Source organism: Serratia sp. KG1D, assembly GCF_037150675.1.
Classification (GTDB): Bacteria; Pseudomonadota; Gammaproteobacteria; order Enterobacterales; family Enterobacteriaceae; genus Serratia; species Serratia nematodiphila.
Window position 1 is genome coordinate 29073 of record NZ_JBAGIH010000006.1, and the last position, 24771, is coordinate 53843.

28 protein-coding genes are annotated in these 24771 nt (G+C 60.6%); 7 read left to right on the forward strand and 21 right to left on the reverse strand.

Annotation, left to right across the window (positions count from 1 at the left end; all coding sequences use genetic code 11):
• Positions 1–11: 11 nt before the first annotated feature.
• From rpsG to fkpA, 7 genes are all read right to left on the reverse strand, one after another.
• On the reverse strand, positions 12–482 hold the full coding sequence (gene rpsG, locus WFM45_RS22310) for a 30S ribosomal protein S7 (RefSeq protein WP_004956203.1): 471 nt from the start codon (positions 480–482) through the stop codon (positions 12–14).
• Positions 483–578: 96 nt separating this feature from the next.
• Positions 579–953 carry a 30S ribosomal protein S12 gene (rpsL, locus tag WFM45_RS22315; RefSeq protein ID WP_004930426.1) on the reverse strand — a complete coding sequence of 125 codons (375 nt, stop codon included), beginning with the start codon at positions 951–953 and terminating at the stop codon, positions 579–581.
• Between the two features lie 143 nt (positions 954–1096).
• Positions 1097–1384 carry a sulfurtransferase complex subunit TusB gene (tusB, locus tag WFM45_RS22320; protein ID WP_004930424.1) on the reverse strand — a complete coding sequence of 96 codons (288 nt, stop codon included), beginning with the start codon at positions 1382–1384 and terminating at the stop codon, positions 1097–1099.
• Between the two features lie 9 nt (positions 1385–1393).
• A complete protein-coding gene (gene tusC, locus WFM45_RS22325; protein WP_033631943.1) occupies positions 1394–1753 on the reverse strand; it encodes a sulfurtransferase complex subunit TusC in 360 nt (119 codons plus the stop codon).
• 7 nt (positions 1754–1760) lie between these two features.
• Positions 1761–2150: a sulfurtransferase complex subunit TusD gene (gene tusD / locus WFM45_RS22330; protein WP_033631942.1), complete on the reverse strand. Its 390-nt coding sequence runs from the start codon at positions 2148–2150 to the stop codon at positions 1761–1763.
• On the reverse strand, positions 2150–2872 hold the full coding sequence (locus WFM45_RS22335; RefSeq protein ID WP_033631941.1) for a helix-turn-helix transcriptional regulator: 723 nt from the start codon (positions 2870–2872) through the stop codon (positions 2150–2152). Before WFM45_RS22335 ends, tusD begins: the two co-directional genes overlap by 1 nt.
• Before the next feature lie 372 nt (positions 2873–3244).
• Positions 3245–4084, reverse strand: a complete 840-nt coding sequence (gene fkpA, locus WFM45_RS22340; RefSeq protein ID WP_015379270.1) for an FKBP-type peptidyl-prolyl cis-trans isomerase — start codon at positions 4082–4084, stop codon at positions 3245–3247.
• 356 nt (positions 4085–4440) lie between these two features.
• On the opposite strand from fkpA, the gene WFM45_RS22345 reads away from it, so the two are divergent.
• A complete protein-coding gene (locus WFM45_RS22345; RefSeq protein ID WP_004930414.1) occupies positions 4441–4668 on the forward strand; it encodes a SlyX family protein in 228 nt (75 codons plus the stop codon).
• 15 nt (positions 4669–4683) lie between these two features.
• On the opposite strand, the gene WFM45_RS22350 is transcribed toward WFM45_RS22345, so the two are convergent.
• The 7 genes from WFM45_RS22350 to kefG form a co-directional block, all read right to left on the reverse strand.
• Positions 4684–5856: a MalY/PatB family protein gene (locus WFM45_RS22350; protein WP_060557847.1), complete on the reverse strand. Its 1173-nt coding sequence runs from the start codon at positions 5854–5856 to the stop codon at positions 4684–4686.
• A 1-nt stretch (position 5857) separates the two neighbouring features.
• Positions 5858–7297 carry a Na+/H+ antiporter NhaC gene (gene nhaC / locus WFM45_RS22355; RefSeq protein ID WP_033631939.1) on the reverse strand — a complete coding sequence of 480 codons (1440 nt, stop codon included), beginning with the start codon at positions 7295–7297 and terminating at the stop codon, positions 5858–5860.
• A 123-nt stretch (positions 7298–7420) separates the two neighbouring features.
• Positions 7421–8449, reverse strand: coding sequence for a LacI family DNA-binding transcriptional regulator (locus WFM45_RS22360; RefSeq protein WP_336957271.1), 1029 nt, complete (start codon positions 8447–8449; stop codon positions 7421–7423).
• A gap of 92 nt (positions 8450–8541) precedes the next feature.
• The gene (slyD, locus tag WFM45_RS22365; RefSeq protein ID WP_004930407.1) at positions 8542–9129 is read right to left on the reverse strand and encodes a peptidylprolyl isomerase; all 588 of its coding nucleotides are present in this window, start codon (positions 9127–9129) and stop codon (positions 8542–8544) included.
• A 112-nt stretch (positions 9130–9241) separates the two neighbouring features.
• The gene (locus WFM45_RS22370) at positions 9242–9445 is read right to left on the reverse strand and encodes a YheV family putative zinc ribbon protein (protein ID WP_015379274.1); all 204 of its coding nucleotides are present in this window, start codon (positions 9443–9445) and stop codon (positions 9242–9244) included.
• Between the two features lie 14 nt (positions 9446–9459).
• On the reverse strand, positions 9460–11268 hold the full coding sequence (gene kefB, locus WFM45_RS22375; protein WP_060560391.1) for a glutathione-regulated potassium-efflux system protein KefB: 1809 nt from the start codon (positions 11266–11268) through the stop codon (positions 9460–9462).
• Between the two features lie 2 nt (positions 11269–11270).
• Positions 11271–11822, reverse strand: coding sequence for a glutathione-regulated potassium-efflux system ancillary protein KefG (gene kefG / locus WFM45_RS22380; protein ID WP_004930395.1), 552 nt, complete (start codon positions 11820–11822; stop codon positions 11271–11273).
• Between the two features lie 129 nt (positions 11823–11951).
• Here kefG and WFM45_RS22385 point away from each other — a divergent pair, with 129 nt between their 5' ends.
• Positions 11952–13865, forward strand: coding sequence for an ABC transporter ATP-binding protein (locus WFM45_RS22385; RefSeq protein WP_015379276.1), 1914 nt, complete (start codon positions 11952–11954; stop codon positions 13863–13865).
• A gap of 3 nt (positions 13866–13868) precedes the next feature.
• On the opposite strand, the gene tauD is transcribed toward WFM45_RS22385, so the two are convergent.
• From tauD to WFM45_RS22415, 6 genes are all read right to left on the reverse strand, one after another.
• Entirely contained in the window at positions 13869–14717 is an 849-nt protein-coding gene (gene tauD, locus WFM45_RS22390; RefSeq protein ID WP_004930389.1) for a taurine dioxygenase, read from the reverse strand.
• The gene (gene tauC, locus WFM45_RS22395) at positions 14714–15550 is read right to left on the reverse strand and encodes a taurine ABC transporter permease TauC (protein ID WP_336957276.1); all 837 of its coding nucleotides are present in this window, start codon (positions 15548–15550) and stop codon (positions 14714–14716) included. The genes tauD and tauC overlap by 4 nt, the downstream gene beginning before the upstream one ends.
• A complete protein-coding gene (gene tauB / locus WFM45_RS22400; RefSeq protein WP_082997506.1) occupies positions 15547–16314 on the reverse strand; it encodes a taurine ABC transporter ATP-binding subunit in 768 nt (255 codons plus the stop codon). Before tauB ends, tauC begins: the two co-directional genes overlap by 4 nt.
• A gap of 9 nt (positions 16315–16323) precedes the next feature.
• Positions 16324–17319, reverse strand: a complete 996-nt coding sequence (gene tauA / locus WFM45_RS22405) for a taurine ABC transporter substrate-binding protein (RefSeq protein WP_004930383.1) — start codon at positions 17317–17319, stop codon at positions 16324–16326.
• 114 nt (positions 17320–17433) lie between these two features.
• Positions 17434–18216 carry a PhzF family phenazine biosynthesis protein gene (locus WFM45_RS22410; RefSeq protein WP_336957280.1) on the reverse strand — a complete coding sequence of 261 codons (783 nt, stop codon included), beginning with the start codon at positions 18214–18216 and terminating at the stop codon, positions 17434–17436.
• Positions 18217–18226: 10 nt separating this feature from the next.
• Positions 18227–18829 (reverse strand): LysE family translocator, encoded by a 603-nt coding sequence (locus WFM45_RS22415; protein ID WP_015379281.1) that lies wholly within the window; start codon positions 18827–18829, stop codon positions 18227–18229.
• A 118-nt stretch (positions 18830–18947) separates the two neighbouring features.
• On the opposite strand from WFM45_RS22415, the gene WFM45_RS22420 reads away from it, so the two are divergent.
• The 3 genes from WFM45_RS22420 to WFM45_RS22430 all read left to right on the forward strand — a co-directional run bounded on the left by WFM45_RS22420 (position 18948) and on the right by WFM45_RS22430 (position 21179).
• Complete coding sequence (locus tag WFM45_RS22420) at positions 18948–19928, forward strand: hydrolase (protein ID WP_156866451.1); 981 nt, start codon at positions 18948–18950, stop codon at positions 19926–19928.
• Entirely contained in the window at positions 19925–20158 is a 234-nt protein-coding gene (locus tag WFM45_RS22425; RefSeq protein WP_004930376.1) for a YheU family protein, read from the forward strand. Before WFM45_RS22420 ends, WFM45_RS22425 begins: the two co-directional genes overlap by 4 nt.
• Before the next feature lie 151 nt (positions 20159–20309).
• Entirely contained in the window at positions 20310–21179 is an 870-nt protein-coding gene (locus WFM45_RS22430) for a phosphoribulokinase (RefSeq protein WP_004930374.1), read from the forward strand.
• A gap of 37 nt (positions 21180–21216) precedes the next feature.
• On the opposite strand, the gene WFM45_RS22435 is transcribed toward WFM45_RS22430, so the two are convergent.
• A complete protein-coding gene (locus WFM45_RS22435; RefSeq protein ID WP_004930372.1) occupies positions 21217–21624 on the reverse strand; it encodes an OsmC family protein in 408 nt (135 codons plus the stop codon).
• A gap of 382 nt (positions 21625–22006) precedes the next feature.
• Between WFM45_RS22435 and crp the strand changes: the two genes are divergently transcribed.
• Together crp and WFM45_RS22445 are read left to right on the forward strand one after the other, a co-directional pair.
• Complete coding sequence (crp, locus tag WFM45_RS22440; RefSeq protein WP_004090925.1) at positions 22007–22639, forward strand: cAMP-activated global transcriptional regulator CRP; 633 nt, start codon at positions 22007–22009, stop codon at positions 22637–22639.
• Between the two features lie 50 nt (positions 22640–22689).
• The gene (locus WFM45_RS22445; protein WP_049279068.1) at positions 22690–24768 is read left to right on the forward strand and encodes a YccS/YhfK family putative transporter; all 2079 of its coding nucleotides are present in this window, start codon (positions 22690–22692) and stop codon (positions 24766–24768) included.
• The last annotated feature ends 3 nt before the right edge of the window (positions 24769–24771 follow it).

Here is a 24771-nt window from a genome sequence, read left to right on the forward strand (position 1 = left end):
CAGCCGGATGATTACCAGCGGTAGTGGGCGAACGCCTTGTTGGCTTCGGCCATACGGTGAACGTCTTCACGCTTCTTAACAGCAGAACCTTTGTTCTCTGCTGCGTCAGACAGCTCGTTCGCCAGGCGCAGAGCCATGGATTTATCACCGCGTTTACGTGCAGCATCAACGATCCAACGCATTGCCAGAGCATTACGACGAACCGGGCGGACTTCAACTGGTACCTGATAAGTAGAACCGCCAACGCGACGCGACTTAACTTCTACAGTCGGGCGAACGTTGTCGAGAGCGACTTCGAAAGCTTCCAGGTGATCTTTACCAGAACGCTGAGCCAGGGTCTCCAGCGCGGTATAGACGATTGCTTCTGCAGTAGATTTTTTACCGTCTACCATCAGGATATTTACAAATTTGGCCAGCAGCTCAGATCCGAACTTAGGATCTGGCAGGATTTTACGTTGGCCGATTACGCGACGACGTGGCATGGAAATACTCCGTTGTTAATTCAGGATTGTCCAAAACTCTACGAGTTTATTTTGACATTAAAGTTAAAACGTTTGGCCTTACTTAACGGAGAACCATTAAGCCTTTGGCTTCTTCACGCCGTACTTGGAACGAGCTTGCTTACGGTCTTTAACACCGGAGCAGTCAAGTGCACCACGGACGGTGTGGTAACGCACACCTGGCAAGTCTTTTACACGACCGCCACGGATCAGGATTACGGAGTGTTCCTGCAGGTTGTGGCCTTCGCCACCGATGTAGGAAGTCACTTCGAAACCGTTGGTCAAACGCACACGGCAAACTTTACGCAGTGCGGAGTTTGGTTTTTTCGGGGTAGTGGTATATACGCGGGTGCATACGCCACGTTTCTGCGGGCAGGCTTCCAGCGCTGGAACGTTGCTTTTAGCAGCCTTCACAGAGCGTGGTTTGCGAACCAGCTGGTTAATTGTTGCCATTAAAAAAGCTCCTGGTTTTTGCTTCGTACTAGCTTCGTAAACATGTGATAAATCCCCTCGTATGCACTACTGGCAAAGTACGAGGACGCAGAATTTTATGGCTGACCAGTATGGGTGTCAAGAAATATACAACATCACTCTCATCACCAGGCCATTTGGCTGCGGTGTTGTTCGGTTAATTCAACGAAGTGATTATAGCCGACGACAGTGATTTTGTGCGAAAAATGACCAACCAATCCCCGGGCTTCCAGGTCGTCCTGCAGCGCATAAAGGGATATGGGGGCGGCGAGCAGCAATTCAAGATGAGCGCTGCCGGCAAGGCCTGCCAGCACGCCGTCCTGCAGCAGCAACAGCGCGTCGCCCTGCGCCGTCAGGCGCAGCAGCGCAGGCAGGTCACATTGGTTTGGCGAATGGCTCAGGGTATACAGCATCAGAGGATCCTAAAACGTCATCACGGCGTCGTAGCCGGCCAGTTCGCGGCGCAGTTCGTCCGGCGCCAGCACCTCGGCGTCCAGCACCCAATCGGTCACCTGGCTCAGTCCGCGTTCCTGCAGTGAAGCCTGGCACAGATAGCACCGCTCCACGTCATACAGCGGCAGCACGCCAAAGGTGGCAATGTAATTGCGCGCCAAAATCTTTTCCGGCTGTTGGCCCGGCAACAGCTGCAATACGCCATCGCCGACAAAAAACACCCCCACATCTTCACTGAGCGCCGACGTGGCGAGCAGCGCATCCAGCCCTTCTCTGCCGCTGGCGCCGCCGTGCGGCCCATGGGTGAAAACAAAAGCGACTCGTTTCATCCTATCCTCAGAACTGCACCAGACGGTCGCAACTTAGCGACGCTTCGGCCAGGGAACCCAGCCCGCTCAGGGTAAAACCGGGCTGCAGGTTGGCGCTTGCCAGCCCCTGCTGCGCCGCCTCCTGCTCGTCGGCGACGCCGCGGCGCAACGCGGCGGCCACGCAGACGTTGAGCGCCACGCCGTGTTGCTGAGCCAGCTGCGTCCAACCGCGCACCAGGTCGAACTCATCGCTGGCGGGCGCGGTCAGCTGGTTGGCGTTCAACACCCCTTCACGGTAGAAAAAGACGCTGGAAAGCCGGTGCCCTTTCGCCAGCAGGGCCTGAGCGAACTGATAGGCGCTGCTGGCCTGCTGCGTGCCGTAAGCCGGGCCGGTGACCAACAGACAATAATCGAGCATCAACGGTCGTTTCCCAACAGATCGCCGCTCTTGAACTGGCGAATGTACAAATACACGGTGTGTTTGGAGATATTCAGGCGATCCGCCACCTGATTGATCGCATCCTTGATGTCGAAGATGCCTTTCTCATAGAGGTTTAGCACTACCTGGCGGTTCTTGGCGTTATTGGATACCGAGCGATCGGCATTCACCTCTTCGATGGTGAACTCCAGCGTCTGCGCCACCAGATCGTCGACTGAAGACGCGAAATTCACCGACGACGGCACGTCCTGCGTGGCCGGCGGCATAAAGGTCTGCATGATCTGCGAGAACGGCACATCGAGGTTCATGTTGATGCACAACAAGCCGATTACCCGCTGTTCGCGATTGCGAATGGCGATGGTCACCGACTTCATCAGCACGCCGCTCTTGGCGCGGGTGAAGTAGGCTTTCGACACGCTGCTGTCGTCGCCGGCCATGTCGTGCAGCATGCGCAGCGCCAGGTCGGTGATCGGCGAACCGATTTTACGCCCGGTATGTTCCCCGTTGGCGATGCGCACCGCTGAGCTGTTCAGATCTTCCAGCGCGTGCAATACGATCTCACAGTGGCCGCCGATCAACATCGCCAGCCCATCGACCACCGCTTCATAGGATTTCAGGATTTCATGATCCGTTTGAGTAAACGGACGTTCATTCAGCAAATCAAGTTCGCTGGCTTCGCTGGATAAAAGCGAATTCGACATCGAAGATACCACCCTCATAGATCGCCTGTGCCAGGGGGCGCAGCTAAAACCGCTCGAACCGGATCGCTGCCGTCGTCGGCACGCCGCAGCGCGGCTGGCTGAGAGCAGCATAAACGGCACGATGACATCCGCGGGCGAGGCGGCCGGGAACAATTTTAGGTACACGCCCTAAGGGGCAGACGCATGACTGATAAGTCAGAATTATTAGTCTAGCAAAGCGGCCGGAGCAAAGTCCTTGCGTTTGCGCGTGGTATTGACGTTAAGCCCGATGCCCGGCAGGCGTCAAGCGTTCAATGGAGAGAGAAGCGGCGGCGGTCGAAATGAAAACCGCCGCGGAGAGCATTCGCGGCGGTGGCAAACAGAGCGACGAGATTATTTCGCTTTAGCGTCTGCTTTCGCGTCAGCCGATTTTTCGGCTTTAGCGTCGGCTTTCGGCGCCGCTTTCACGTCCAGCAGCTCAACGTCGAACACCAGCGTGGAGTTAGCCGGGATGCCCGGAACGCCGGTTTTGCCGTAGGCCAATGCCGGCGGGATCACCAGCTTGATTTTGCCGCCTTTCTTGATGTGCTTCAGGCCTTCGGTCCAGCCCGGGATCACGCCATCCAGACGGAACGACAGCGGCTCGCCGCGGGTGTAGGAGTTATCGAACTCAGTACCGTCGGTCAGGGTGCCTTTGTAGTTTACTACCACGGTGTCGCTGTCTTTCGGTGCTTCACCCGCGCCCGGTTTCTCTACCTGGTACAGCAGGCCGGATTCGGTTTTCTTCACGCCTTTTTCTTTCGCGAAGCTGTCGCGGTACTTGGCACCTTTGGTTTCGTTGTCCTTGGCGTCCTGTTCCATCTTCGCCTGCGCGGAAGCCTTCACGCGCGCTTCGAAGCCCTGAAGGGTCTTCTCGATGTCGGCGTCGTTCAGCTTGCTCTTGTTGGCGAACGCGTCCTGAACGCCGGCGATCAGCTGATCTTTGTCCAGCTTGATGCCCAGCTTCTCTTGCTCTTTCAGAGAGTTGTCCATGTAACGGCCGAGAGAGGCGCCCAGTGCATAAGCGGCTTGCTCGTCGTCGTTTTTGAACTTGCCGGTGCTCGGTGCTGCCGCCGCGTCCGCTGGTTTAGCGGCTTCTGCCGGTTTGGCGGCATCGGCTGCCATGACCTGGGTCGCATTCAGAGCAAAAGCCATGGTGGTTGCCAGAAGCGTGACTTTAAACAAAGATTTCATCCATTTCTCCAGTGTCTGAAGCAATGCCCCAAACAATCATTAGGTAAGATAACCGGGCTACTATAGCTGCCTGAAACAAAACAAAACAGTCGCACAGGTAACCAATCGAGTCAAAGTGTGACTCCCGCTTTGCCAAGAAGTTTCCCCCTGTGTGCTACTCGCATGATAAATCAGATTTTTCTTGCAGAATATTCGGCGAGGTTAGCAAAAAACGACGTATCGGGCGTGCAACTTTTCAGCACTTTACACTGCCGATCGCAACGTTGCGCGCCGCCAGGAGAAATAGCGCGAGCAAACCCGGCGTCAGCTGTTACCATAACGCCGAATCAGGATTTTATCGCGTCAGAGGTAGCCTCATGCACAACGCCGACATTCAACGCCTGCTACAGCGGCTTGAAGAACTGGAGAGCCGCCAGGCCTTCCAAGAGCTCACCATCGAAGAGCTCAACCAGACCGTCATCCAGCATCAGATGGAAATGCTGAAGATGCGCGAACACCTGCGCATGTTGACCGACAAGCTGCGCTCGACCCAAACCTCAATGATCGCCTCGCAATCGGAAGAAACCCCTCCGCCGCACTATTGAGGGCCCGCTGCGCGGTTATTTCAGGCGTGCCAACCCGTCGACGGCACGCTCGAGATAGCGGCGCGGGCACCCCAGGTTGATGCGGATAAAACCGCTCCCCTCCGGGCCGAAACCGCTGCCCATCGACGGCGCCAGCTTCGCCACCGCCACCAGCGCCTGCTGTAAGTCAGCATCGTTCAAACCCAGTGCACGGCAATCCAGCCAGGCGAGATAAGTCCCTTCAGCCTGGGTCATCGTGCACCAGGGCGCGGCGGCCGCCAGCGCCTGCTCAAACCAGCGCCGATTCTCCGCCAGGTAGTCGAGCAGCTCATCAAGCCAGGCAGCGCCCCGTTGATAGGCCGCGGTCGCCGCCGTCATCGACAGCGCGTTGAATACATCCAGCCCGTGGGCGTTCAGCCGATCGACAAACGCCTGCCGCAGCCGGGCATTGGGGATCAGGAAATTCGAAATGCGCAGCGAAGAGAGTCCGAAGGTTTTGCTGGCGGACGTCGCCGCAATCACCCGCTCGCGATATTCCTCGTCCAGATGCAACACCGATGTAAACGTCTCGCCGGGCAGCAGCAGATCGGCCCAAATTTCATCGGAGATCACCGTGACATCGTGGGCGTGGCAGATCGCCATGAGCCGCTCCAGTTCCTCGCGGCGCCAGCAACGGCCAGTCGGATTGTGCGGATTGCACAGCAACAACAGCGGCGGTTTGCGCTGCGCCAGGCAGGCGGCCAGCTGGTCGAAATCGATCCGGTATCCCTGCGGGGTTTCCAGCAGCGGATTTTCAATCACCTCTCTGCCGTTCATGGTGACTATCTTGGCGAACGAGCCATAGTACGGCCCCTGCACCACCACGCCGTCCCCCGGCTTGCTGAGCAGTTGGATCAGCATCGCCAACCCCGGCACCACCCCTTCAATCGACGTGAACCACTCGCGCCGCAGCGGCAAGTCGTGCCGCTTGGCAAACCAGTCGATCGCCGCCTGGTAGTAGGCGTCGTCGCGTTCGCTGTAGCCAAAGACGCCGTGGTCCACCCGCTGATGCAGCGCCTGTTGCACCTCCGGCGGGCATGGAAAGTCGAAATCGGACACCCACATCGGCAACAATTCGCTGCCGTCCAGTTGCAGATAGCGGTCGATGAAGTCCCACTTCACGGAGCCGGTATTGTGGCGATCGATGATGGCGTTGAAATGACTCGTCATGTCAGGCTTCCTTACGCTGCAAGTCGTTCTGAGGTTGGAGTTTGGCGATACCGAAGCCGGTGAAGCCATAAATCAGGGCGAACACCACTGCGACATAACATTGGATCGCCCACGGCAGCAGATCGAGCGTGCTCACTCCCAGCGTGGTCGCCATGTAAATACCGGCGGCCGTCCACGGGATCAGCGGCTCGATGACGGTGCCCGCATCTTCGACGGTGCGCGACAGGTTTTTGTTGTCCAGCCCCATGCGTCGATAGGCCCCTTTGAACAGCTCCGCCGGGATCAGCAGCGCCAGCTTGCCGTCGCTGGTCGCGCCGGTCACCAGGATGGTGGTGGCAACGGTAGCGGCGATCAGTTGACCGGTGGTGTGCACCACTTTCAGCAGCCGGCTGATGATCACCGTCAGCGCGCCGGTCAGCGTCAAGGCGCCGGCGAAGGAAAAGGCGCAGAACACCAGCAGGATCGTACTCATCATCGAGAACATGCCGCCGCGGTTCAGCAGGCGCGGCACATCGGCGACGATCCCTTCAACGTTATGGCCCTGGCTGGCGAACATCGACAGATTGAAACCGTCCATCAACGCATTCAGCCCCTGTTGCAGGCTAAAACCCTGCAGCGCGACGCCGATGGCGATCGCCAGCGCGCAGGCGGCCAGCATGACGGGGATCACCGGCCGTTTGGTCACCGCGCCCCACAGCACCAGCACCGGCGGCAGGATCAACAGCAGATTGAAATGGTACAACCCCTCAAGCGCGCTGACGATTTCGGTCACTTTTTCCGGCGTTGCCACGCTGCCCACCGCGCCGGTGTGGCCGGCGATCAGGTACACCACGGCGGCCAGGATGAAGCTCGGCAGCGTCGTGTACATCAGATGCTGGATATGGCTGTAGAGATCGGTATCCGCGACGATAGCCGCGAAGTTCGTCGAATCGGACAACGGGGAAATTTTGTCGCCGAAGTAGGCGCCGGACACCACCGCCCCGGCCGCGGCGGCCAGCGGCACGTCCAGACCGGCGGCCACGCCCATCAGCGCCACGCCCACGGTGCCGGCCGCCCCCCACGAGGTACCGGTGCACACCGAGATCACGCTGGTGATGAAGAACGCGGCGATCAGAATGTATTGCGGGCTAATCAGCTTCAGCCCCCAATACACCATGTAAGGGATTGTGCCGCTGATCATCCAGGTGCCGATCAGCCCGCCCACGCAGATCAGGATCAAGATCACCGGCATCGCCTTAGCCAGCTTGGCCACGATGGCCCCGATGATGTCATCCCAGCGGTAGCCTTGCCACCAGGCCAACGCGGCGGCGATGGCGGCGGACATCAGCAGCAGTGGTTCAATGCGCAGGCCAAACTGGCCATAGCCGATGATGAGCAGCAACAGCATGGCCACAATCGGCAGCGTCGCCAGCCCAAGGTTGAGCGTTTTCTTATTATCCATATACGGCTCCTGTTGAAGAGGGGGGTACTGCAACAGCGTAATGGCTTTGGTAATCGGAGGATGTGAGCGCAGGCCCCTGGCCATGTAATCGGTTTCATGAGATGGCGTTATGTGAGCCGCCTCTCATTCGCCGCGCTTGCTTTGCTCAGTCCTCTCACCATCGGCGACGGAGTCTCGCAGGATAAGTTCGGCCGAAAAGCGGTTGTTCTGCGGCGCGACGTCGCTGCCGCTGTGGATTTGTAGCGCCAGACGCGCGGCGCGGCGGGCCATTTTTTCGATGGGGTAATGCACGGTGGTCAACGCGGGGTGGAGATATTTCGCCAGGGCAATGTCGTCAAAACCGACGATTGACAGCGCTTCAGGCAACTGAACTTGCCGTTGGTGGCAGGTGCGCATCATGCCGGCGGCCATCACGTCGTTGAACGTCACTGTGGCGGTGAAGCGTTGGTCGCTGGCCAGAACGCGCTCGGCCGCCAGTTCGCCCCCTCTTTCATTGAAGGGCACGCTGATGATCCAGCTGCCGGGCACCTCAATGCCGCCGGCGGCCATGGCCTGGCGGTAACCCGCTAACCGCTGCGCGCGGTCGTCGATCGGCAGATCCGTCGTCACGCAGGCGATTCTCCGATGCCCCTGACGAATGAGCAGCTTGGTCGCCGTCTGCGCCGCATTGGCGTTGTCGAGCCAGATGCAACGGTTGGCGATGGCGGGCAGGTAACGGTTGATCAGCACCAGCGCGGGCGTGTGGGCGGCGTAGCGCAGCAGCTCCTCCTCCCCCATGCGCGTGACGTGCGCCACGATGGCTTCGCATCCCTGATTGATGAGAAAGTCGAGGCCGCTTTTTTCCAGTTCGGCCTGATGCCCGCCGCTGCACAACATCAAACGCACGCCGGCCTGTCGCGTGATGTCTTCCACGCCCCGCGCCAGGCGTGAAAAAAACGGATCGTCGAGGTTGCCGGTCAGCAACCCCAGCATATTGCCGCTTCTTTTCGCCAGCGCCAGCGCGGCGGCGTTGCGGTGGTAGTTAAACTCGCGCATCGCCTTCTCGACGCGTTCGCGGGTCACCGGCTCAACGTAGGCGGTATTATTGATCACCCGGCTGACGGTGGCCGTGGAAACGCCGGCTCGGCGCGCAACGTCTTTCATGGTGGCCATGACATGTCCTGTCGTGCTGTTCGGCGCCCGGTGCGCCGCGCATAAAAAAGGGCAGCCGATGGCCGCCCTCTTGTCTCGTGATCGCGTTCTGCTTAGTGGCAGCCGCAACCGCCGTTACCGCAACCGCCTTTACCGTGGTCGTGACCATGGTCGTGATCGTGGCTGTGGCCGTGACCGCCGCAGCAGCCTTCACCGTGTTCGTGGTGATGGTCGTGCTCGCCGTGTACGTGACCGTGTGCCAGTTCTTCTGCGGTCGCTTCGCGGATCGCGACAACTTCCACGTTGAAGTTCAGGTTTTGGCCGGCCAGCATGTGGTTGCCGTCAACCACCACGTGGTCGCCGTCAACTTCGGTGATTTCAACCGGTACCGGGCCCTGATCGGTGTCAGCCAGGAAACGCATGCCGACCTGCAGTTCGTCAACGCCCATGAAGACGTCTTTCGGTACGCGCTGCACCAGGTTTTCGTCGTAGTTGCCGTACGCGTCGTTCGCGCCGACGTGAACGTCAAAACGATCGCCAACGTCGTGGCCTTCGAGCGCTTTTTCCAGACCTGCGATCAGAGAACCATGCCCGTGCAGATAGTCCAGCGGTGCGCTCACCGGAGACTCATCAACCAAAACACCGTCTTCTGTACGTACTTGGTAAGCCAGGCTGACCACCAAGTCTTTTGCTACTTTCATGATATCTCCTACCGTTGGCTACTAGGACGCGCACCGTTATCGGGATGCGCGCCTTTTCCGGACAGATTGTAACGGAAATCTGCCTCGCTGTACCCTCCGGGATAAAAAAACGCTACTTCGGCTGAAAAATGCCGATCACCTGCTCTTGCGGGCGAACGTGTTTTTCCACCTGTTGCTCGGTCTGGCGCTGGTGATGGCCGCACTTGACGCACTCCACCACTTCCACCTGATCCTCCCGCCACACCGCCAGCGTATCCATGGCGCTACAGCTTGGGCACACCGCCCCGGCGATAAATCTCTTACGTGTTGCAGACATCGTTATGCTCCCGCTTATTCGTATTCATCCCAGCCGTCAAACTGGCGACTTTCTTTTTGCATTTCGCGATGGAACAGCTCTTCCAGCTCGCGCCGCGCCTCTTTCACGCGGGAAATTTGCGCCACGTCGCCCTGATGCGGCGGCATCAGTTCACGCAGCATGCGCATATCCAGGCGGCGGAAATGCTGCTGGGCGCGGAAGGCCTGATGGGGGTGCATGCCCAACTCCATCAACGCCTTGCGCCCCAGTTCCAGCGCGCTGGAGAAGGTTTCGCGGCTGAACTGTTTCACGCCCGCCTGCAGCAACTCATGCGCCTCCACGCGGCCGCGTGCCCGCGCCAGAATACTCAGATTCGGGAAGTGCTGCTGGCACAGCCGCACGATCTCCATGGTGTCTTCCGGCTCATTGCAGGTGATCACGATCGACTTGGCCTTTTCGGCGCCCGCCGCGCGCAGCAGCTCCAGCTCGGTGGCGTCGCCGTAATAAACCTGATATCCGTAACGCCGCAGCACGCCGACGGCGCTGACGTCGCGTTCCAGTACGGTAATGCGCATTTTGTTGGCCATCAACAGGCGGCCGATCACCTGGCCGAAACGCCCGAAGCCAACGATGATCACCTGCGGATCGTCGTCCTCTACGTACGGCGTCTCCTCGTCTTCGCCTTTGGCGTTATAGCGGCGCGCCAAAATGCGGTCGATGGCCTGCATGAGTAGCGGTGTGGTCATCATCGACAGCGTCACCACCACCAGCAGCAAAGAGAGTTGATCCGGCTGCAGCACCTTTTGCGCGCCCGCCGCAGAAAACAGCACGAAGGCAAACTCGCCGCCCTGGCTGAGCACGCCGGCAAACTGCAGGCGCACCGAACTACGCAGGCCGAACAGGCGCGACACGCCGTAGAGCACGCCGGATTTCACCGCCACCAGCGCCAGTACGCCGATCAACACCTCGGCCAGATGGGTGTAGAGCACGCCGATATTCAACACCATGCCCACCGAGATAAAGAACAGTCCCAGCAGCAGCCCTTTAAACGGCTCGATGGAGATCTCCAGTTCGTGGCGGTATTCGCTCTCCGCCAGCAGCACGCCGGCAATGAAGGTGCCGAGCGCCATCGACAGGCCAAGCGTCTCCATAAACAGCGCCGAGCCGAGCACCAGCAACAGCGCCGCGGCAGTGAAGATCTCGCGCACGCCGGAAGCGGCGATATAGCGGAACAGCGGCCGCAGCAGGAAGCGGCCGCCGATCAGCATGCCGCCGAACGCCGCCACCTTGAGCGCGATCTTCGCCCAGTCGTCGCTGGTGCCGCCGGCGCCGGCCAGAATGGGGATCAACGCCAGCGCCGGGATCACCGCCATATCCTGGAACAGCAGCACCGAGAAACCCAGCTGCCCGCCTTCGTTGCGATTCATGCCCTTTTCGCGCATCAGCTGCAGCGCCATGGCGGTGGAAGACATCGCCAGGCCGATACCGCCGATCACCGCCGCCTGCCAGGCGAAGTTCGTCAGGTACAGCAATGCGCCCAGCACCGCCGCGGTGATCAACACCTGGCCGGCGCCGGCGCCGAAGATCGAGCGCCGCAGCTCCCACAGCTTGCTGGGATTCAGCTCCAGGCCGATGATGAACATCAGGAACACCACGCCCAGTTCAGAGAAGTGCAGGATCTCGTCAACGTCGCGAATGAAGCCCAATCCCCACGGGCCGATGGCGATACCGGCGATCAGATAGCCCAGCACCGCGCCAATCCCCAGACGACGGGCGATCGGCACCGTCACCACCGCGGCGAACAGGAACAGCAAAATGGCGGTCAGTAAGGTCGATCCTTCCATGATCATCGTCCTCCGTGCGGCAGCGGGTGGCTCAGCCAGTCCCCGTAGGCGTCCGCATGGCTGCGCAGCACCTCCGGCTTTTGCCGCCGCGCCCAATACACCACGAACGGCGTCAACCAATGCATATGGCACATCCCGGCGGTCAGCTCGAACGGCCGCAGGATATCTTCCATCGGATAGTGGTTATAACCGCCGGTGCGGTAGGCGCCTTCCGGCTCGCCGGTGGTGATCACCGAGCGCCAGTACTTGCCCGCCAGCGCATTGCCGCCCACGCCGCTGGCGAAGCCGCGCGCCAGCACGCGATCCAGCCACTCCTTCAGCAGCGCCGGGCAGCTGTAGGTATAGAGAGGATGCTGAAACACGATGACCTGATGCTCACGCAGCAGCTGTTGTTCGTGATGGATATCGATAAAAAAATCAGGATAGTGCGCGTAGAGATCGTGCACGGTGACATGTTCCAACTGCTGCGCCGGTCGAAGCAAAACCCGGTTCGCCACCGAGTCATGGGATTCCGGATGGGCATACAGCAGCAAGACCTTGGGCGGCTGCGACATCATTCCCCTCCAAAGCGTCGTCAGGGTAGCGGTTTTCCGTTACCATGCATCGCAAAGACAAAAACAGCGCGCGGTGCGCGTTCTGTTACCTTAATGATAATTTAACATACTCTGAACATACGGCGCTTTATGATTGTATTCTCCTCGCTACAAATCCGACGCGGCATTCGCGTCCTGCTGGACAACGCCACGGCGACGGTTAATCCCGGTCAGAAGGTCGGCTTGGTGGGCAAAAACGGCTGCGGCAAATCCACGCTGCTGTCGCTGCTGAAGGGCGAGATCGCGGCGGACGGCGGCAGTTTCACCTTCCCCGGCAACTGGGCGCTGGCCTGGGTCAACCAGGAGACGCCGGCGCTGGACGTGCCGGCGATCGAGTATGTTATCGACGGCGACCGCGAGTTTCGCCAGCTTGAAGCCGAGTTGCAGGCGGCCAACGATCGCAACGACGGCCACGCCATCGCCACCCTGCACGGCAAGCTGGACGCCATCGACGCCTGGACCATCCGTTCCCGCGCCGCCAGCCTGCTGCACGGCCTCGGCTTCTCCAACGAACAGCTGCAAAGCCCGGTGCGCGACTTTTCCGGCGGCTGGCGCATGCGCCTCAACCTGGCGCAGGCGCTGGTGTGCCGTTCCGATCTGCTGCTGCTTGACGAACCGACCAACCACCTGGATCTCGATGCGGTGATCTGGCTGGAGCGCTGGCTGAAAAGCTATCCCGGCACGCTGGTGCTGATCTCGCACGACCGCGACTTCCTCGATCCGATCGTCGACAAGATCCTGCATATCGAACAGCAGACGATGAACGAGTACACCGGCAACTACTCGTCGTTCGAACGCCAGCGCGCTACCAAGCTGGCGCAGCAGCAGTCGCTGTATCAGCACCAGCAAGAGAAAGTGGCGCACCTGCAAAGCTATATCGACCGTTTCCGCGCGCAGGCCACCAAGGCCAAACAGGCGCAGAGCCGCATCAAGATGCTGGAGCGCATGGAGCTGATAGCCCCGGCGCACGTCGACAACCCGTTCACCTTCAGCTTCCGCCCGCCGGAAAGCCTGCCGAACCCGCTGCTGCGCATGGAAAAAGTCAGCGCCGGGTATGGCGATAAAGTGATCCTGAAGTCAATCAAGCTGAACCTGGTGCCCGGCTCGCGCATTGGCCTGCTCGGCCGCAACGGCGCCGGGAAATCGACGCTGATCAAACTGCTGGCCGGCACCCTGGAGCCGCTGAGCGGCGAGATCGGCCTGGCGAAAGGCATCAAGCTGGGTTACTTCGCCCAGCATCAGCTGGAATTTTTGCGCGCCGACGAATCGCCGCTGCAGCACCTGAGCCGCATCGCCCCAAGGGTGCTGGAGCAGCAGCTGCGCGACTATCTGGGCGGTTTCGGCTTCCAGGGCGACAAGGTCAGCGAAATGACCGAGCGTTTCTCCGGCGGCGAGAAGGCGCGGCTGGTGCTGGCGCTGATCGTCTGGCAGCGCCCGAACCTGCTGCTGCTCGATGAACCAACCAACCACCTGGATCTCGACATGCGTCAGGCGCTGACCGAGGCGCTGATCGATTTCGAAGGCGCGTTGGTGGTGGTATCCCACGACCGTCACCTGCTGCGCTCCACCACCGACGATCTGTACCTGGTGCACGATGGCCAGGTCGAGCCTTTCGAGGGCGATCTCGACGATTATCAGCAGTGGCTTGTCGACCTGCAGCGCCAGGAAAGCCAGCAGGACGCGCCGGAAAAAGAGAGCGGCGGCAACAGCGCGCAGGCGCGCAAGGATCAAAAACGCCGCGAGGCGGAGTTCCGTACGCAAACCCAACCGCTGCGCAAGCAGATCGCCAAGCTGGAACAGCAGATGGAAAAACTGGGCGCCGAACTGGCGGCGGTGGAGGAACAGCTGGCGGATCCCGCGCTGTACGACATCAGCCGCAAGGCCGAGTTGACCGACTGCCTGCAAAAGCAAAGCCAGGCCAAATCCGCACTGGAAGAGACGGAAATGACCTGGCTGGATGCGCAGGAACAGCTGGAGCAGTTAACGCAGGCGTTCGAAGCCTAAGCCTCAGGCCTTGTAAAAAGGTTTATCCCCCAGAATGGTCGCGCGGTGCATGATGCGCCGCTGCGGCAGATAATCCGCGTTGGCGTAGTGCTGCGTCACGCGGTTATCCCAGATCGCCACGTCATTTTCCTGCCAGCGCCAGCGCACCTGAAACTCCGGCTTAGTGATGTGAGCGAACAGGAAATTCAGTAAAGCATCGCTCTCCTTCGGCGCCACATCCACGATCCGCGTGGTGAACCCTTCATTGACGAACAGCGCCTGTCGGCCGCTGACCGGGTGAGTGCGCACCACCGGATGCAGCAGCGGCGGGTTTTTCTGCACCGCCAGTTGCCAGCGCTGGTGTTCTTCTTCGCTACCGCGATGCTTGTGCTCCGGGAACGACTTGGTGAAGTCATGCTCTGCGCGCAACCCCGCGAGCAGCGTTCTGAACGGCGCCGACAGCGCTTCGTAGGCCGCGATGCCGCTGGCCCACAGCGTATCGCCGCCGGTGGCAGGCAAGGTCTTGGCCGCCAGGATCGCGCCCAGCGGCGGGTTCTCGATAAAGGTCACGTCGGTGTGCCAGTTGTCGTTGTCCGGCGGATTGTCGTCGTGAGTATCGAGCACGATGATCTCTTCCACGTCGGTGGCGTGCGGATAGACCGGATGGATATGCAGATCGCCGAAGCGCCCGGCCAGATCGCGCTGCTGCAACGGCGTGATCGGCTGGTTGCGGAAGAACAGCACCTGATGCTTGAGCAACGCATGATAAAGCTGTTCAAACTGGCCGTCGCCCAACGGCCGGGCCAATTCGACGTTTTCCACCAGCGCCCCGATGTAAGGCCCCAGCGGGGTGATATTCAGACGTTCGTTCATTGCTGTACTCCATGCCACGGGGTCAATCGGCGCTGCAGGGCGCGCAGCCCCAGCTCCAACCCAAATGCAATCACCGCAATCACGCCGATGCCGGCCAACACCACGTCGGTCGCCAAAAACTCACCGGCGGATTGCACCATAAATCCCAGGCCGCGCGTGGCGGCGATCAGTTCGGCGGCCACCAGCGTCGACCAGCCGACGCCCAGCCCGATGCGAATGCCGGTCAGGATCTCCGGCAGCGCGCTCGGCAGCACCACGAAACGCAGCACCTGCCAACGCGTGGCGCCCAACGCGCGGGCAGCGCGCACTCGTACCTGCGCCACGCTGCGCACGCCGGCCACGGCGGAGAGCGTCACCGGCGCGAAGATCGCCAGATAAATCAGCAAGATTTTCGAGGTCTCGCCGATGCCGAACCAAATCACCATCAGCGGCAGATAGGCCAGCGGCGGCACCGGACGATAGATCTCAATCAGCGGATCGAGGATGCCGCGCACCGTGTCGTTCAGCCCCATGGCGATGCCCACCGGAATGCCGACGATCACCGCCGCCAGCAGCGCCACCAAAATGCGCCCCAGGCTGGCCGCCAGATGCTGCCATAGCGTGGCGTCCATAAAGCCTTGCGGGCTGGCGATGGTGATCAACTGATGCAGCACCTGCTGCGGCGCCGGCAAAAACAGCGGGCTGATCAGCTGCAGCGCCGTCACGCCCCACCAGACGATCAACACCGTCAACAACGTGGCGCCGCTCAACCAAACGTTGCGCGGCACACTGAAACGGCGCGCCGCTTTGCCCTGCGGCTGCGCCGCGACCTTCAGAGTGGAATGCAGGCTCATAGCAAGGCCTCGCGCTGTTGGAAAACTTTGCCCAGCACGTATTCGCGCTGAGCGATAAATTCAGGATCGGACTTGATGGCACGGCAGGCTTCGCCGTCGGCATAGCGCTGGCCGAAGTTCAGCGACAGCCGCTCCACCACCTGCCCCGGCCCCGGCGACAGCAGTAACAGTTCACTGGCGAGGAACACCGCCTCTTCGATATCGTGGGTGATCAGCAGCACCTGTTTGCCGGTATCTCGCCAGATGGTCAACAACAACTCCTGCATCTGCTCGCGCGTGAACGCGTCCAACGCACCGAACGGCTCATCCAGCAACAGCAGACGCGGATCGGCGGCCAGGGCGCGGGCAATGCCGACGCGTTGGCGCATGCCGCCGGAAAGCTGCCAGATGAAGTGCTGTTCATAGCCTGCCAGCCCCACGCGCTGCAGCATCTGCTCCGCCACCTGGCGGCGCTGCGCCTTGCCGATGCCGGCCAGCTGCAGGCCGAACTCAACGTTGTCCACCACGTTACGCCACGGCAGTAAGCCCTCATGCTGGAACACCACGCCCCGTTCGGCGCCCGGGCCGTGAACGGGCGTTCCATCCAGCGTGATGCTGCCAGCTGAAGGCTCGATAAACCCGGCGATCAAATTCAGCAGCGTGGTCTTGCCGCAGCCCGATGGGCCGAGCACCACCACCAGTTGCCCGGCGGCGATCTGGAACGACACGTCACGCAGCGCGGGCCGCCCCTGATACTCTGCTGAAAGATGGCTGACGTTTAGCATCCTGCTTCCTTACGACTGCGGCGCAGCCTGCACCTGTTTCACAAAACGGTCGGTGACGTAAGCGCTGTAGTCGCTGTCGACCTGCGGGATCTTGCCCTGCTGCTTGAGGAATTCGGCGGTATCGCGGATTGCCTTGTCCACCGGCTGGCCGAGTTGGGCGACCTGATCGGCCACCGGCAGATAACGGTTCCCCTTCACCAGTTCCGGCACCTGCGCTTCCGGCACGCCGCTCAGGCGCGCCAGCGTGCTGAGATGGCTCGGATCTTTAAGCCACTGTTCCGGTGCCGCCAGGTAGGCCTTTTGCGCCTGCAGGGCGCTGGCGGCAAAGGCGGTTACTACGTCGGGATGTTTCTCTGCGAAGTCTTTGCGCACCACCCACACGTCCAGCGTCGGTGAACCCCATTCGCCCACCTGCGCGGAGTCGGTCAGCACCTTGCCCTGTTTGGCCAGTTCGTTGACCACCGGCGCCCAGACGTAAGCGCCGTCGATGTCGCCGCGCTGCCAAGCGGCGGCGATGGCCGGCGGCTGCAGATTGAGGATCTTCACCTGTTCAGGCTTGATGCCCCAATGTTTGAGCGAGGCCAGCAGGCTGTAATGGGTGGTGGAAATAAACGGCACCGCAATGCGTTTGCCGATCAGATCCTGCGGGCTTTTGATGTCATTTTTCACCACCAGCGCTTCGGAGCTGCCGAGCTGCGAGGCGATGAGGAACACTTCGATGGGGAGTTTTTGGCTGGCGGCCACCGCCAGTGGGCTGGAGCCGATATTGCCGATCTGCACGTCGCCGGAGGCCAGCGCGCGCAGCACGCTGGAACCGCTGTCGAACTTACGCCAGTCGACGGTCGCGCCGGACTGTTTGGCGAAGCTGTTTTCCGCCTGCGCCACCTTGGCCGGCTCCGCCGACGTCTGGTACGCCACGGTCACGTCCACCGCGTAGGCGCTGGCCGCGCTGAGCGACAACGCCAGCAGCGCCGCGTTGCGTAAAGAAAAGAGTTTGCCCGCCATGTTCCGCTCCGTTGATAAAAATCTGTTCAGTTGCTGACAGTTTTATCTGAGCGATGACGGGCGATAAAAGAATAAAAAAGTCTTCTTTATTACCTTAGGTAATATTAAAGCGGATCACAGCGCGATCGTCCCGTGCAAGAACACATGAGCGTAGCCGCCCAGCAGCGTGCGGTCCCCTTGCAGTTCGCAGAACAGCTCGCCGCCGCGCGCCGAAATCTGCCGGGCGTGCAACCGATGGCGGCCGAGACGCGCCGCCCAGTAGGGCATCAGCGTGCAGTGCGCGGAGCCGGTGACCGGGTCTTCACCGCCGTCGAGCGTGAAATAGCGCGAAACGAAGTCCACGGTGTCACCCGGCGCGGTGACGATCACCGCGCGGCCGGCCAATGCGATCAGCGCCGGGATGTCCGGCCGCAGCGCGCGCACCTGCGCCTCGTTTTCAAGCACCACCAGCAGCGCTTTCGCCTGCCACACTTCCTGCGGCTGCACGCCCAGCGGCGCCGCGAGGCCCGCCGGTTCGGCGACTTTCTGCGGCGGCCTGGCGGGGAAATCAAGCACCAGCTGCTCCCCGTCCCGCTCATCGCGCTTGACGAACAGCTCGCCGCCGGCCGATCTGAAGCGAATATCCTTCAGCGCCGGGTTAACCGCGCTGAACATCACATGCGCCGCCGCCAGGGTGCCGTGGCCGCAAAGATCGACCTCGCGTTCCGGGGTAAACCAGCGGATGGCGGTCATGTCGCCGTCATCCCAGACAAAGCTGGTCTCCGGCAGGCCGATCTCGTTGGCGATCGCCTGCAGCCGCTCCGCCGGCAGCGGCTGCGTCAGCAGGCAGACCCCGGCCGGGTTGCCGCGCAACCCTTCGCCGGTAAAGGCGACCACGTGATAATAGTTTTCCGCCATCGTTCACTCCTTAATGCCAGATCAGTAACACACAGGCTGCAGTCAACAACCCCATGGAAACGTTGAAGATAACCCAGGCCTTTTTACTGCGCAGCAGGCGGCCAATCAGGGTGCCGAACGCCAGCCAGATAATGCCGGCGACGATGTTCACCACCACAATGCCCAGCGCGATCGCCGCAATGGAACCGTTGTACTTATCGCCCGCCAGGCTGAAGCTCGCCACCGCCCCAAGCGCCATCAGCCAGGCTTTCGGGTTGAGGAACTGCAGCAGCCAGCCCTGATACAGCCGCACCGGCTGCGGTGGCGCCACGTCGGTTTCCAGCTTTTCATAGGCGGCGGTGGCGACTTTCCACGCCAGCCACAGCAGGTACAGGCTGCCGAGGATTTTCAGGATCAGGTGCAGCGACGGGTAGACCAGGATCAGGCTGCCGACGCCGAACGCCACCAGCAGCAAGATGCTTTGCATGCCGAGCATGATGCCGACCATCAGCCACAGCGATCGCATAAAGCCGAAGTTAGCGCCGGAGGTGGTCAGCAGCAGATTATTGGGGCCAGGCGTGATGGCGGCGACCCACAGGAAGCCCAGCATCGAAAGGAATAAACTCGGTTCCATGGCACGGGTGCTCCTCACCCAAGGCGCTTTTTTGCAGTATCATTGATAATTCTTGGTATTGAAGCTAACAGTGCGCTAGGGATCTCACAATAGCCGCCCACAACATTTTACTCAGCCTATGCCTAACACCTTTCGCCCTCTGACAGGGGCCAGTAACCCGCACCTGCAAACGCTGTTGCCGCGGCTGGTGCGCCGCCGCGTGTTATTGAAACCGCATTGGCAACGGCTGGAATTGCCCGACGGCGATTTCGTCGATCTCGCCTGGAGCGAGGATCCGGCGCAGGCGCGCGACAAGCCGCGCGCGGTGCTGTTTCATGGCCTGGAAGGCAGCTTCTACAGCCCCTACGCGCACGGCCTGCTCAACGCCTGGCGCGAGCGCGGCTGGCTCGGCGTGGTGATGCACTTTCGCGGCTGCAGCGGCGTGCCCAACCGCAAGCAGCGTATCTACCACTCCGGTGAAACCGAAGACGCGCGCTTCTTTCTGCGCTGGCTGCACGATAGCTACGGCGAGGTGCCGACCGCGGCGGTAGGCGTTTCGCTCGGCGGCAACATGCTGGCCTGCTATCTGGCGCAACAAGGCGCCGACAGCCTGCTGCAGGCGGCGGTGGTAGTCTCGGCGCCGCTGATGCTGGAACCCTGCGCCTACCGCATGGAGCAAGGCTTCTCCCGCGTTTATCAGCGCTACCTGCTGGGGCAGCTGAAACAAAACGCCACCCGCAAGCTGTTGCACTACCCGGACACTCTGCCGCTCAAACTGTCACAGCTGAACGGGTTGCGACGCATCCGCGAATTCGACGACGCCATCACCTCGCGCATTCACGGCTTCAGCGACGCCACCGACTATTATCGCCGCTGCAGCGCCCTGCCGCTGTTGCCGTCTATCCAGACGCCGCTGCTGATCATCCATGCGAAGGACGACCCTTTCATGACCCCTGAGGTGATCCCCGACGTCGCCGGCCTGCCGCGCAATATCGAATATCAGCTGACTGAGTTCGGCGGCCACGTCGGCTTCGTCGGCGGCACGCTGAAAAAACCGCACATGTGGCTGGAGCATCGCATTCCGGCCTGGCTTTCCCCTTATCTGGACATTCCGACGTGATTATTCCCTGGCAAGAACTGGCAACCGACACCCTGAACAGCCTGATCGAATCCTTTGTGCTGCGCGAAGGCACCGATTACGGCGAACACGAACGCTCGCTGGAGCAGAAGGTGGAGGACGTGCGCCGCCAGCTGAAAAACGGCGAAGTGGTGCTGGTGTGGTCGGAACTGCATGAGAGCGTCAACATCATGCCGCGCGGCCAATTCCGCGCCGGGCAGGAAGAAATTTAGTGGCGCCCGGTTCTATGACTGACGGAAAAAATCAGGTAACAATGGGACATTGCAAACCAGCGCGCACCATTTTTTCCTGACATAGAGAGCGTCAACAAGAGCCACAATAATCCCCTGACGCCGGCGCATTCAACACGGAGTGACAACCATCATGTCTGCCAAACATCCCGTTATCGCGGTGACCGGTTCCAGCGGCGCCGGCACCACCACCACCAGCGTGGCGTTCCGTAAAATCTTCCAGCAGCTCAATATCCGCGCCGCCGAACTGGAGGGCGACAGCTTCCACCGCTATACCCGGCCGGAAATGGACGCGGCGATCCGCAAGGCGCGCGATCTGGGCAGACACATCAGCTATTTCGGCCCCGAGGCCAACGACTTCGGCCTGCTGCAGCAGAGCTTTATCGACTACGGCAAAAACGGCACCGGCCGTTCGCGCAAGTATCTGCACACCTACGACGAAGCGGTGCCCTACAATCAGGTGCCGGGCACCTTCACCCCGTGGGAGCCGCTGCCGGCGCCGACCGACGTGCTGTTCTACGAGGGGCTGCACGGCGGCGTGGTCACCGAGCACCATGACGTGGCCAAACACGTCGATCTGCTGGTCGGCGTGGTGCCGATCGTCAACCTGGAATGGATCCAGAAGCTGATCCGCGATACCGGCGAACGCGGCCATTCCCGCGAAGCCGTGATGGATTCGGTGGTGCGCTCGATGGAAGACTACATCAACTACATTACGCCGCAATTCTCGCGCACCCACATCAACTTCCAGCGCGTGCCGACGGTGGACACCTCCAACCCGTTCGCCGCCAAGGCCATTCCCTCACTGGATGAAAGCTTCGTGGTGATCCACTTCCGCGGCCTGGACCAGATCGACTTCCCCTACTTGCTGGCGATGCTGCAGGGATCGTTTATCTCGCACATCAATACGTTAGTGGTGCCGGGCGGCAAAATGGGGCTGGCGATGGAGCTGATCATGGCGCCGCTGGTGCAACGGTTGCTGGAAGGCAAGAAGATCGAATAAATGCGTTGAGCGCGGCGCCGGCCGCGCTCCGCCTCAATTACGCCGGTTGGCGGATCTCGAAGCTGTGGGTTACCGTGGCGGCCTTGTTGAGCATCAGCGCCACCGAACAGTATTTCTCCGCCGACAGGTTCACCGCACGTTCGACGATCTTGTCGGTCAGATCCTGGCCGGTCACGATGAAGTGCAGGTTGATATGGGTGAACAACCGCGGGGCTTCTTCGCGGCGCTCGGAGGTCAGCTTCACCTCGCAGTCGCGCACGTCGTTGCGCCCCTTTTGCAGAATGGATACCACGTCGATCGCGCTGCAGCCGCCCACCGACATCAGCACCATCTCCATCGGGCTGGGCGCTTTATCACCGGCATTGCCGTCCATCAGCACCTGGTGGCCGGAGGCCGATTCACCCAAAAACGTTAACCCTTCCACCCACTTAACTCTTGCCTGCATTCTGGTCACTCCGGTTGATTTCTTAAAATCAGAGTACGCTTTCGCATAGAAACAGGCAACGTAACCTGATGCTAATCATGCTGAAGCGAGACAACACGAGACACCCGCCTTACTCTGTGCTACAAACAGAGCCGCAATAAATCTTTCCGGGACACTGAATTTCAGGGAAACGCCCAGAGAAAGGCTCCTTTACCGGTATGTTAACAGAATGTAGCTTGCAGCGCTTACGGCAAGTTAATATGCTAGAGCGACAGCGTATTTTTATGACACGCCTCAAAACTTGCCGGTAGCCCTCGCTCATGACTGCGGCTACAGGCGGGTTTTACAGGGAACTCTGACCCCTGTGACACAAGGCAGCGATAACAACAGAGGATAACAGCGAATGGTTCTCGGCAAACCGCAAACAGACCCTACTCTCGAATGGTTCCTGTCTCATTGCCATATCCACAAATATCCATCGAAGAGTACGCTGATTCACCAAGGTGAAAAGGCCGAAACGCTTTACTACATCGTGAAAGGCTCCGTCGCGGTGCTGATCAAGGATGAAGAAGGTAAAGAGATGATCCTGTCCTACCTCAACCAGGGGGATTTCATCGGCGAGCTCGGATTGTTCGAAGAAGGCCAGGAGCGCAGCGCCTGGGTTCGCGCGAAAACCGCCTGTGAAGTGGCCGAAATTTCCTACAAGAAATTCCGCCAGCTGATCCAGGTGAACCCGGACATCCTGATGCGTCTGTCCGCCCAAATGGCGAGCCGCCTGCAGGTCACCTCCGAAAAAGTGGGCAACCTCGCCTTCCTGGACGTGACCGGCCGCATCGCGCAAACCCTGCTGAATCTGGCGAAGCAACCTGACGCCATGACTCACCCGGACGGCATGCAGATCAAGATCACCCGTCAGGAGATCGGCCAGATCGTCGGCTGCTCGCGTGAAACCGTTGGCCGTATTCTGAAAATGCTGGAAGATCAAAACCTGATTTCCGCCCACGGCAAAACCATTGTCGTCTACGGCACCCGTTAATCCCCGAAGAAACGGCGCAGTCTGCGCCGTTTTTTTATCTGCTCTCTGCCATGTGGCGCCGCCTGATCTACCACCCGGAAATCAACTACGCACTGCGACAAACGCTGGTGTTGTGCCTGCCGGTGCTGTTCGGCTTGTTAATAGGCCAGCTGCAGCTCGGCCTGATGTTCTCTCTGGTGCCCGCCTGCTGCAATATCGCCGGTCTGGACACGCCGCATAAGCGCTTCTTTAAACGGCTGATCGTCGGCGGCTCGCTGTTCGCCTTCAGCAGCGTGCTGCTGCAACAGGCACTGCTGTGGCACGTGCCGCTGCCGGCGCTGATGCTGAGCCTGGCGCTGCTGCTCGGCGTCACCGGTGAAATCAGCCCGCTGCACGCCCGGCTGTTGCCGGCGGCGCTGGTGGCCGCCATTTTCGCCCTCAGCACGGCCGGCACGGTCCCCCTCTGGCAGGCGCCGCTGCTGTACGCGATCGGCACCGTCTGGTACGGCTTATTCACCTGGTTCTGGTTCAAGCTGTGGAAAGAACAGCCAATGCGCGAGACGCTCAGCCAGCTCTATCTGGAGCTGGCGGACTATTTCGAAGCCAAATACTCGTTGCTGACCCAGCACACCGATCCGCAAACCGCGCTGCCGCCGCTGCTGGTACGCCAACAAAAGGTGATGGATCTGATCAGCCTTTTATACCAACAGCTCAATTTCCTGCCGCATGCCAACAACCTCGAACAAAAGCGCCTGCAGCGCGCCTTTCAGGTAGCGATGGATCTGCAGGAGCACATCACCGTCAGCCTGCATCTGCCGGAGGAAGTGCAAAAACTGGTGGAGCAGAGCCAGGCCGAAGCGATCATTCGCCGCAACGCTCAGGTGATCGCCGGCCGGCTGCGCGTGGTGGCGCACGATATTCTCTACCATCAACATTCGAAGCGCTTCTCCATGAGCCACGAACTGGCGGCGCTGGAAAAAATGGCGGCGCAGCATCCCGATAACCCGGTCGGCCAGTTTTGTTATTACCACTTCAGCCGTATCGCCCGCCTGCTGCGCACCCAGCATCCGCTGTATCGCCGCGATCTGATGCCCGGCCAGCACCGCCTGCCGTTTTGGCCGGCGCTGGCCAGCTACCTGTCGTTCAAATCCACCGCCCTGCGCAACGCCGCGCGGCTGGGGGTGACGCTGGCGGTCGGCAGCAGCCTGGGTGCGGTCTTCAACCTGCCGAAGCCTTACTGGATCCTGCTCACCATCATGCTGGTGAGCCAAAACGGGTATAACGCCACCCGGGTGCGTATTCAGCACCGTGCGCTGGGCACGATTGCCGGGCTATTGCTGGCGGCCGGTCTGTTGCAGCTGCAGCTGCCGGAAGGAGAAACGCTGAGCATCATGCTGGTGATCACGCTGCTGGCCTACCTGGTTTCGCGCAAGAACTACGGGCTGTCGGTGATTGGCTTTACGGTCACGGCGGTTTACACCCTGCAGCTGCTGGCGCTGAACGGCTCGCATTTTTTGGTGCCTCGTCTGATCGATACGCTGATAGGCTGCGTGCTGGCGTTCGGCGGCACCATTTGGCTGTGGCCGCAGTGGCAAAGCGGGCTGCTGCGCAAGAATGCCCATCAGGCGCTGGAGAACGATCAAGCCGCGCTGCGGCTGATGCTGAAGCAGCCGGAACCGGACGCCACCGCGTTGGCCTATACCCGCATGCAGGTCAACCAGGCGCACAACGCGCTGTTCACCTCGCTCAATCAGGCGATGCAGGAGCCGGGGTTCGCGTCGAATTATCTGGCGGACATGCGGCTGTGGGTCACGCACAGCCAGTTCATCGTCGAACACCTGAACGCCATGACCATTTTGGCGCGCGAGCACTACATGCTGACGCCGAAACTGGCGCAAGCCTATCTGCAAACCTGTGAAATTGCGCTGCAAAGCTGCCAGCAGCGGTTGGAATACGACGGCCCGAGCAGTGACAACAGCGGCATCATGCAGCCGCCGGATCTGCATCCGGACATGCCCGTCACCGAGATGGAACGTCATTTGCGGCGCATTTTGTCGCACCTGAGCGTGATGCACACCATTTCGTCGCTGGCCTGGCGCCAGCGCCCGCACCACGGCATCTGGCTCAAGCGCAAACTGCGCGATCAATAAGGG

What these genes read in the sequence shown, in the direction of transcription:
- WFM45_RS22435 (WP_004930372.1), bottom strand. Translation starts at nt 21,624, where the DNA reads ATGCAGGCAAGAGTTAAGTGGGTGGAAGGGTTAACGTTTTTGGGTGAA.
- WFM45_RS22345 (WP_004930414.1), top strand. Translation starts at nt 4,441, where the DNA reads ATGCACAACGCCGACATTCAACGCCTGCTACAGCGGCTTGAAGAACTG.
- rpsG (WP_004956203.1), bottom strand. Translation starts at nt 482, where the DNA reads ATGCCACGTCGTCGCGTAATCGGCCAACGTAAAATCCTGCCAGATCCT.
- nhaC (WP_033631939.1), bottom strand. Translation starts at nt 7,297, where the DNA reads ATGGATAATAAGAAAACGCTCAACCTTGGGCTGGCGACGCTGCCGATT.
- WFM45_RS22430 (WP_004930374.1), top strand. Translation starts at nt 20,310, where the DNA reads ATGTCTGCCAAACATCCCGTTATCGCGGTGACCGGTTCCAGCGGCGCC.
- slyD (WP_004930407.1), bottom strand. Translation starts at nt 9,129, where the DNA reads ATGAAAGTAGCAAAAGACTTGGTGGTCAGCCTGGCTTACCAAGTACGT.
- kefB (WP_060560391.1), bottom strand. Translation starts at nt 11,268, where the DNA reads ATGGAAGGATCGACCTTACTGACCGCCATTTTGCTGTTCCTGTTCGCC.
- tauA (WP_004930383.1), bottom strand. Translation starts at nt 17,319, where the DNA reads ATGGCGGGCAAACTCTTTTCTTTACGCAACGCGGCGCTGCTGGCGTTG.
- WFM45_RS22370 (WP_015379274.1), bottom strand. Translation starts at nt 9,445, where the DNA reads ATGTCTGCAACACGTAAGAGATTTATCGCCGGGGCGGTGTGCCCAAGC.
- rpsL (WP_004930426.1), bottom strand. Translation starts at nt 953, where the DNA reads ATGGCAACAATTAACCAGCTGGTTCGCAAACCACGCTCTGTGAAGGCT.
- WFM45_RS22420 (WP_156866451.1), top strand. Translation starts at nt 18,948, where the DNA reads ATGCCTAACACCTTTCGCCCTCTGACAGGGGCCAGTAACCCGCACCTG.
- WFM45_RS22385 (WP_015379276.1), top strand. Translation starts at nt 11,952, where the DNA reads ATGATTGTATTCTCCTCGCTACAAATCCGACGCGGCATTCGCGTCCTG.
- tusB (WP_004930424.1), bottom strand. Translation starts at nt 1,384, where the DNA reads ATGCTGTATACCCTGAGCCATTCGCCAAACCAATGTGACCTGCCTGCG.
- tusC (WP_033631943.1), bottom strand. Translation starts at nt 1,753, where the DNA reads ATGAAACGAGTCGCTTTTGTTTTCACCCATGGGCCGCACGGCGGCGCC.
- tusD (WP_033631942.1), bottom strand. Translation starts at nt 2,150, where the DNA reads ATGCTCGATTATTGTCTGTTGGTCACCGGCCCGGCTTACGGCACGCAG.
- WFM45_RS22350 (WP_060557847.1), bottom strand. Translation starts at nt 5,856, where the DNA reads ATGACGAGTCATTTCAACGCCATCATCGATCGCCACAATACCGGCTCC.
- tauD (WP_004930389.1), bottom strand. Translation starts at nt 14,717, where the DNA reads ATGAACGAACGTCTGAATATCACCCCGCTGGGGCCTTACATCGGGGCG.
- WFM45_RS22360 (WP_336957271.1), bottom strand. Translation starts at nt 8,449, where the DNA reads ATGGCCACCATGAAAGACGTTGCGCGCCGAGCCGGCGTTTCCACGGCC.
- fkpA (WP_015379270.1), bottom strand. Translation starts at nt 4,084, where the DNA reads ATGAAATCTTTGTTTAAAGTCACGCTTCTGGCAACCACCATGGCTTTT.
- tauB (WP_082997506.1), bottom strand. Translation starts at nt 16,314, where the DNA reads ATGCTAAACGTCAGCCATCTTTCAGCAGAGTATCAGGGGCGGCCCGCG.
- WFM45_RS22445 (WP_049279068.1), top strand. Translation starts at nt 22,690, where the DNA reads ATGTGGCGCCGCCTGATCTACCACCCGGAAATCAACTACGCACTGCGA.
- WFM45_RS22335 (WP_033631941.1), bottom strand. Translation starts at nt 2,872, where the DNA reads ATGTCGAATTCGCTTTTATCCAGCGAAGCCAGCGAACTTGATTTGCTG.
- tauC (WP_336957276.1), bottom strand. Translation starts at nt 15,550, where the DNA reads ATGAGCCTGCATTCCACTCTGAAGGTCGCGGCGCAGCCGCAGGGCAAA.
- kefG (WP_004930395.1), bottom strand. Translation starts at nt 11,822, where the DNA reads ATGTCGCAGCCGCCCAAGGTCTTGCTGCTGTATGCCCATCCGGAATCC.
- WFM45_RS22410 (WP_336957280.1), bottom strand. Translation starts at nt 18,216, where the DNA reads ATGGCGGAAAACTATTATCACGTGGTCGCCTTTACCGGCGAAGGGTTG.
- crp (WP_004090925.1), top strand. Translation starts at nt 22,007, where the DNA reads ATGGTTCTCGGCAAACCGCAAACAGACCCTACTCTCGAATGGTTCCTG.
- WFM45_RS22415 (WP_015379281.1), bottom strand. Translation starts at nt 18,829, where the DNA reads ATGGAACCGAGTTTATTCCTTTCGATGCTGGGCTTCCTGTGGGTCGCC.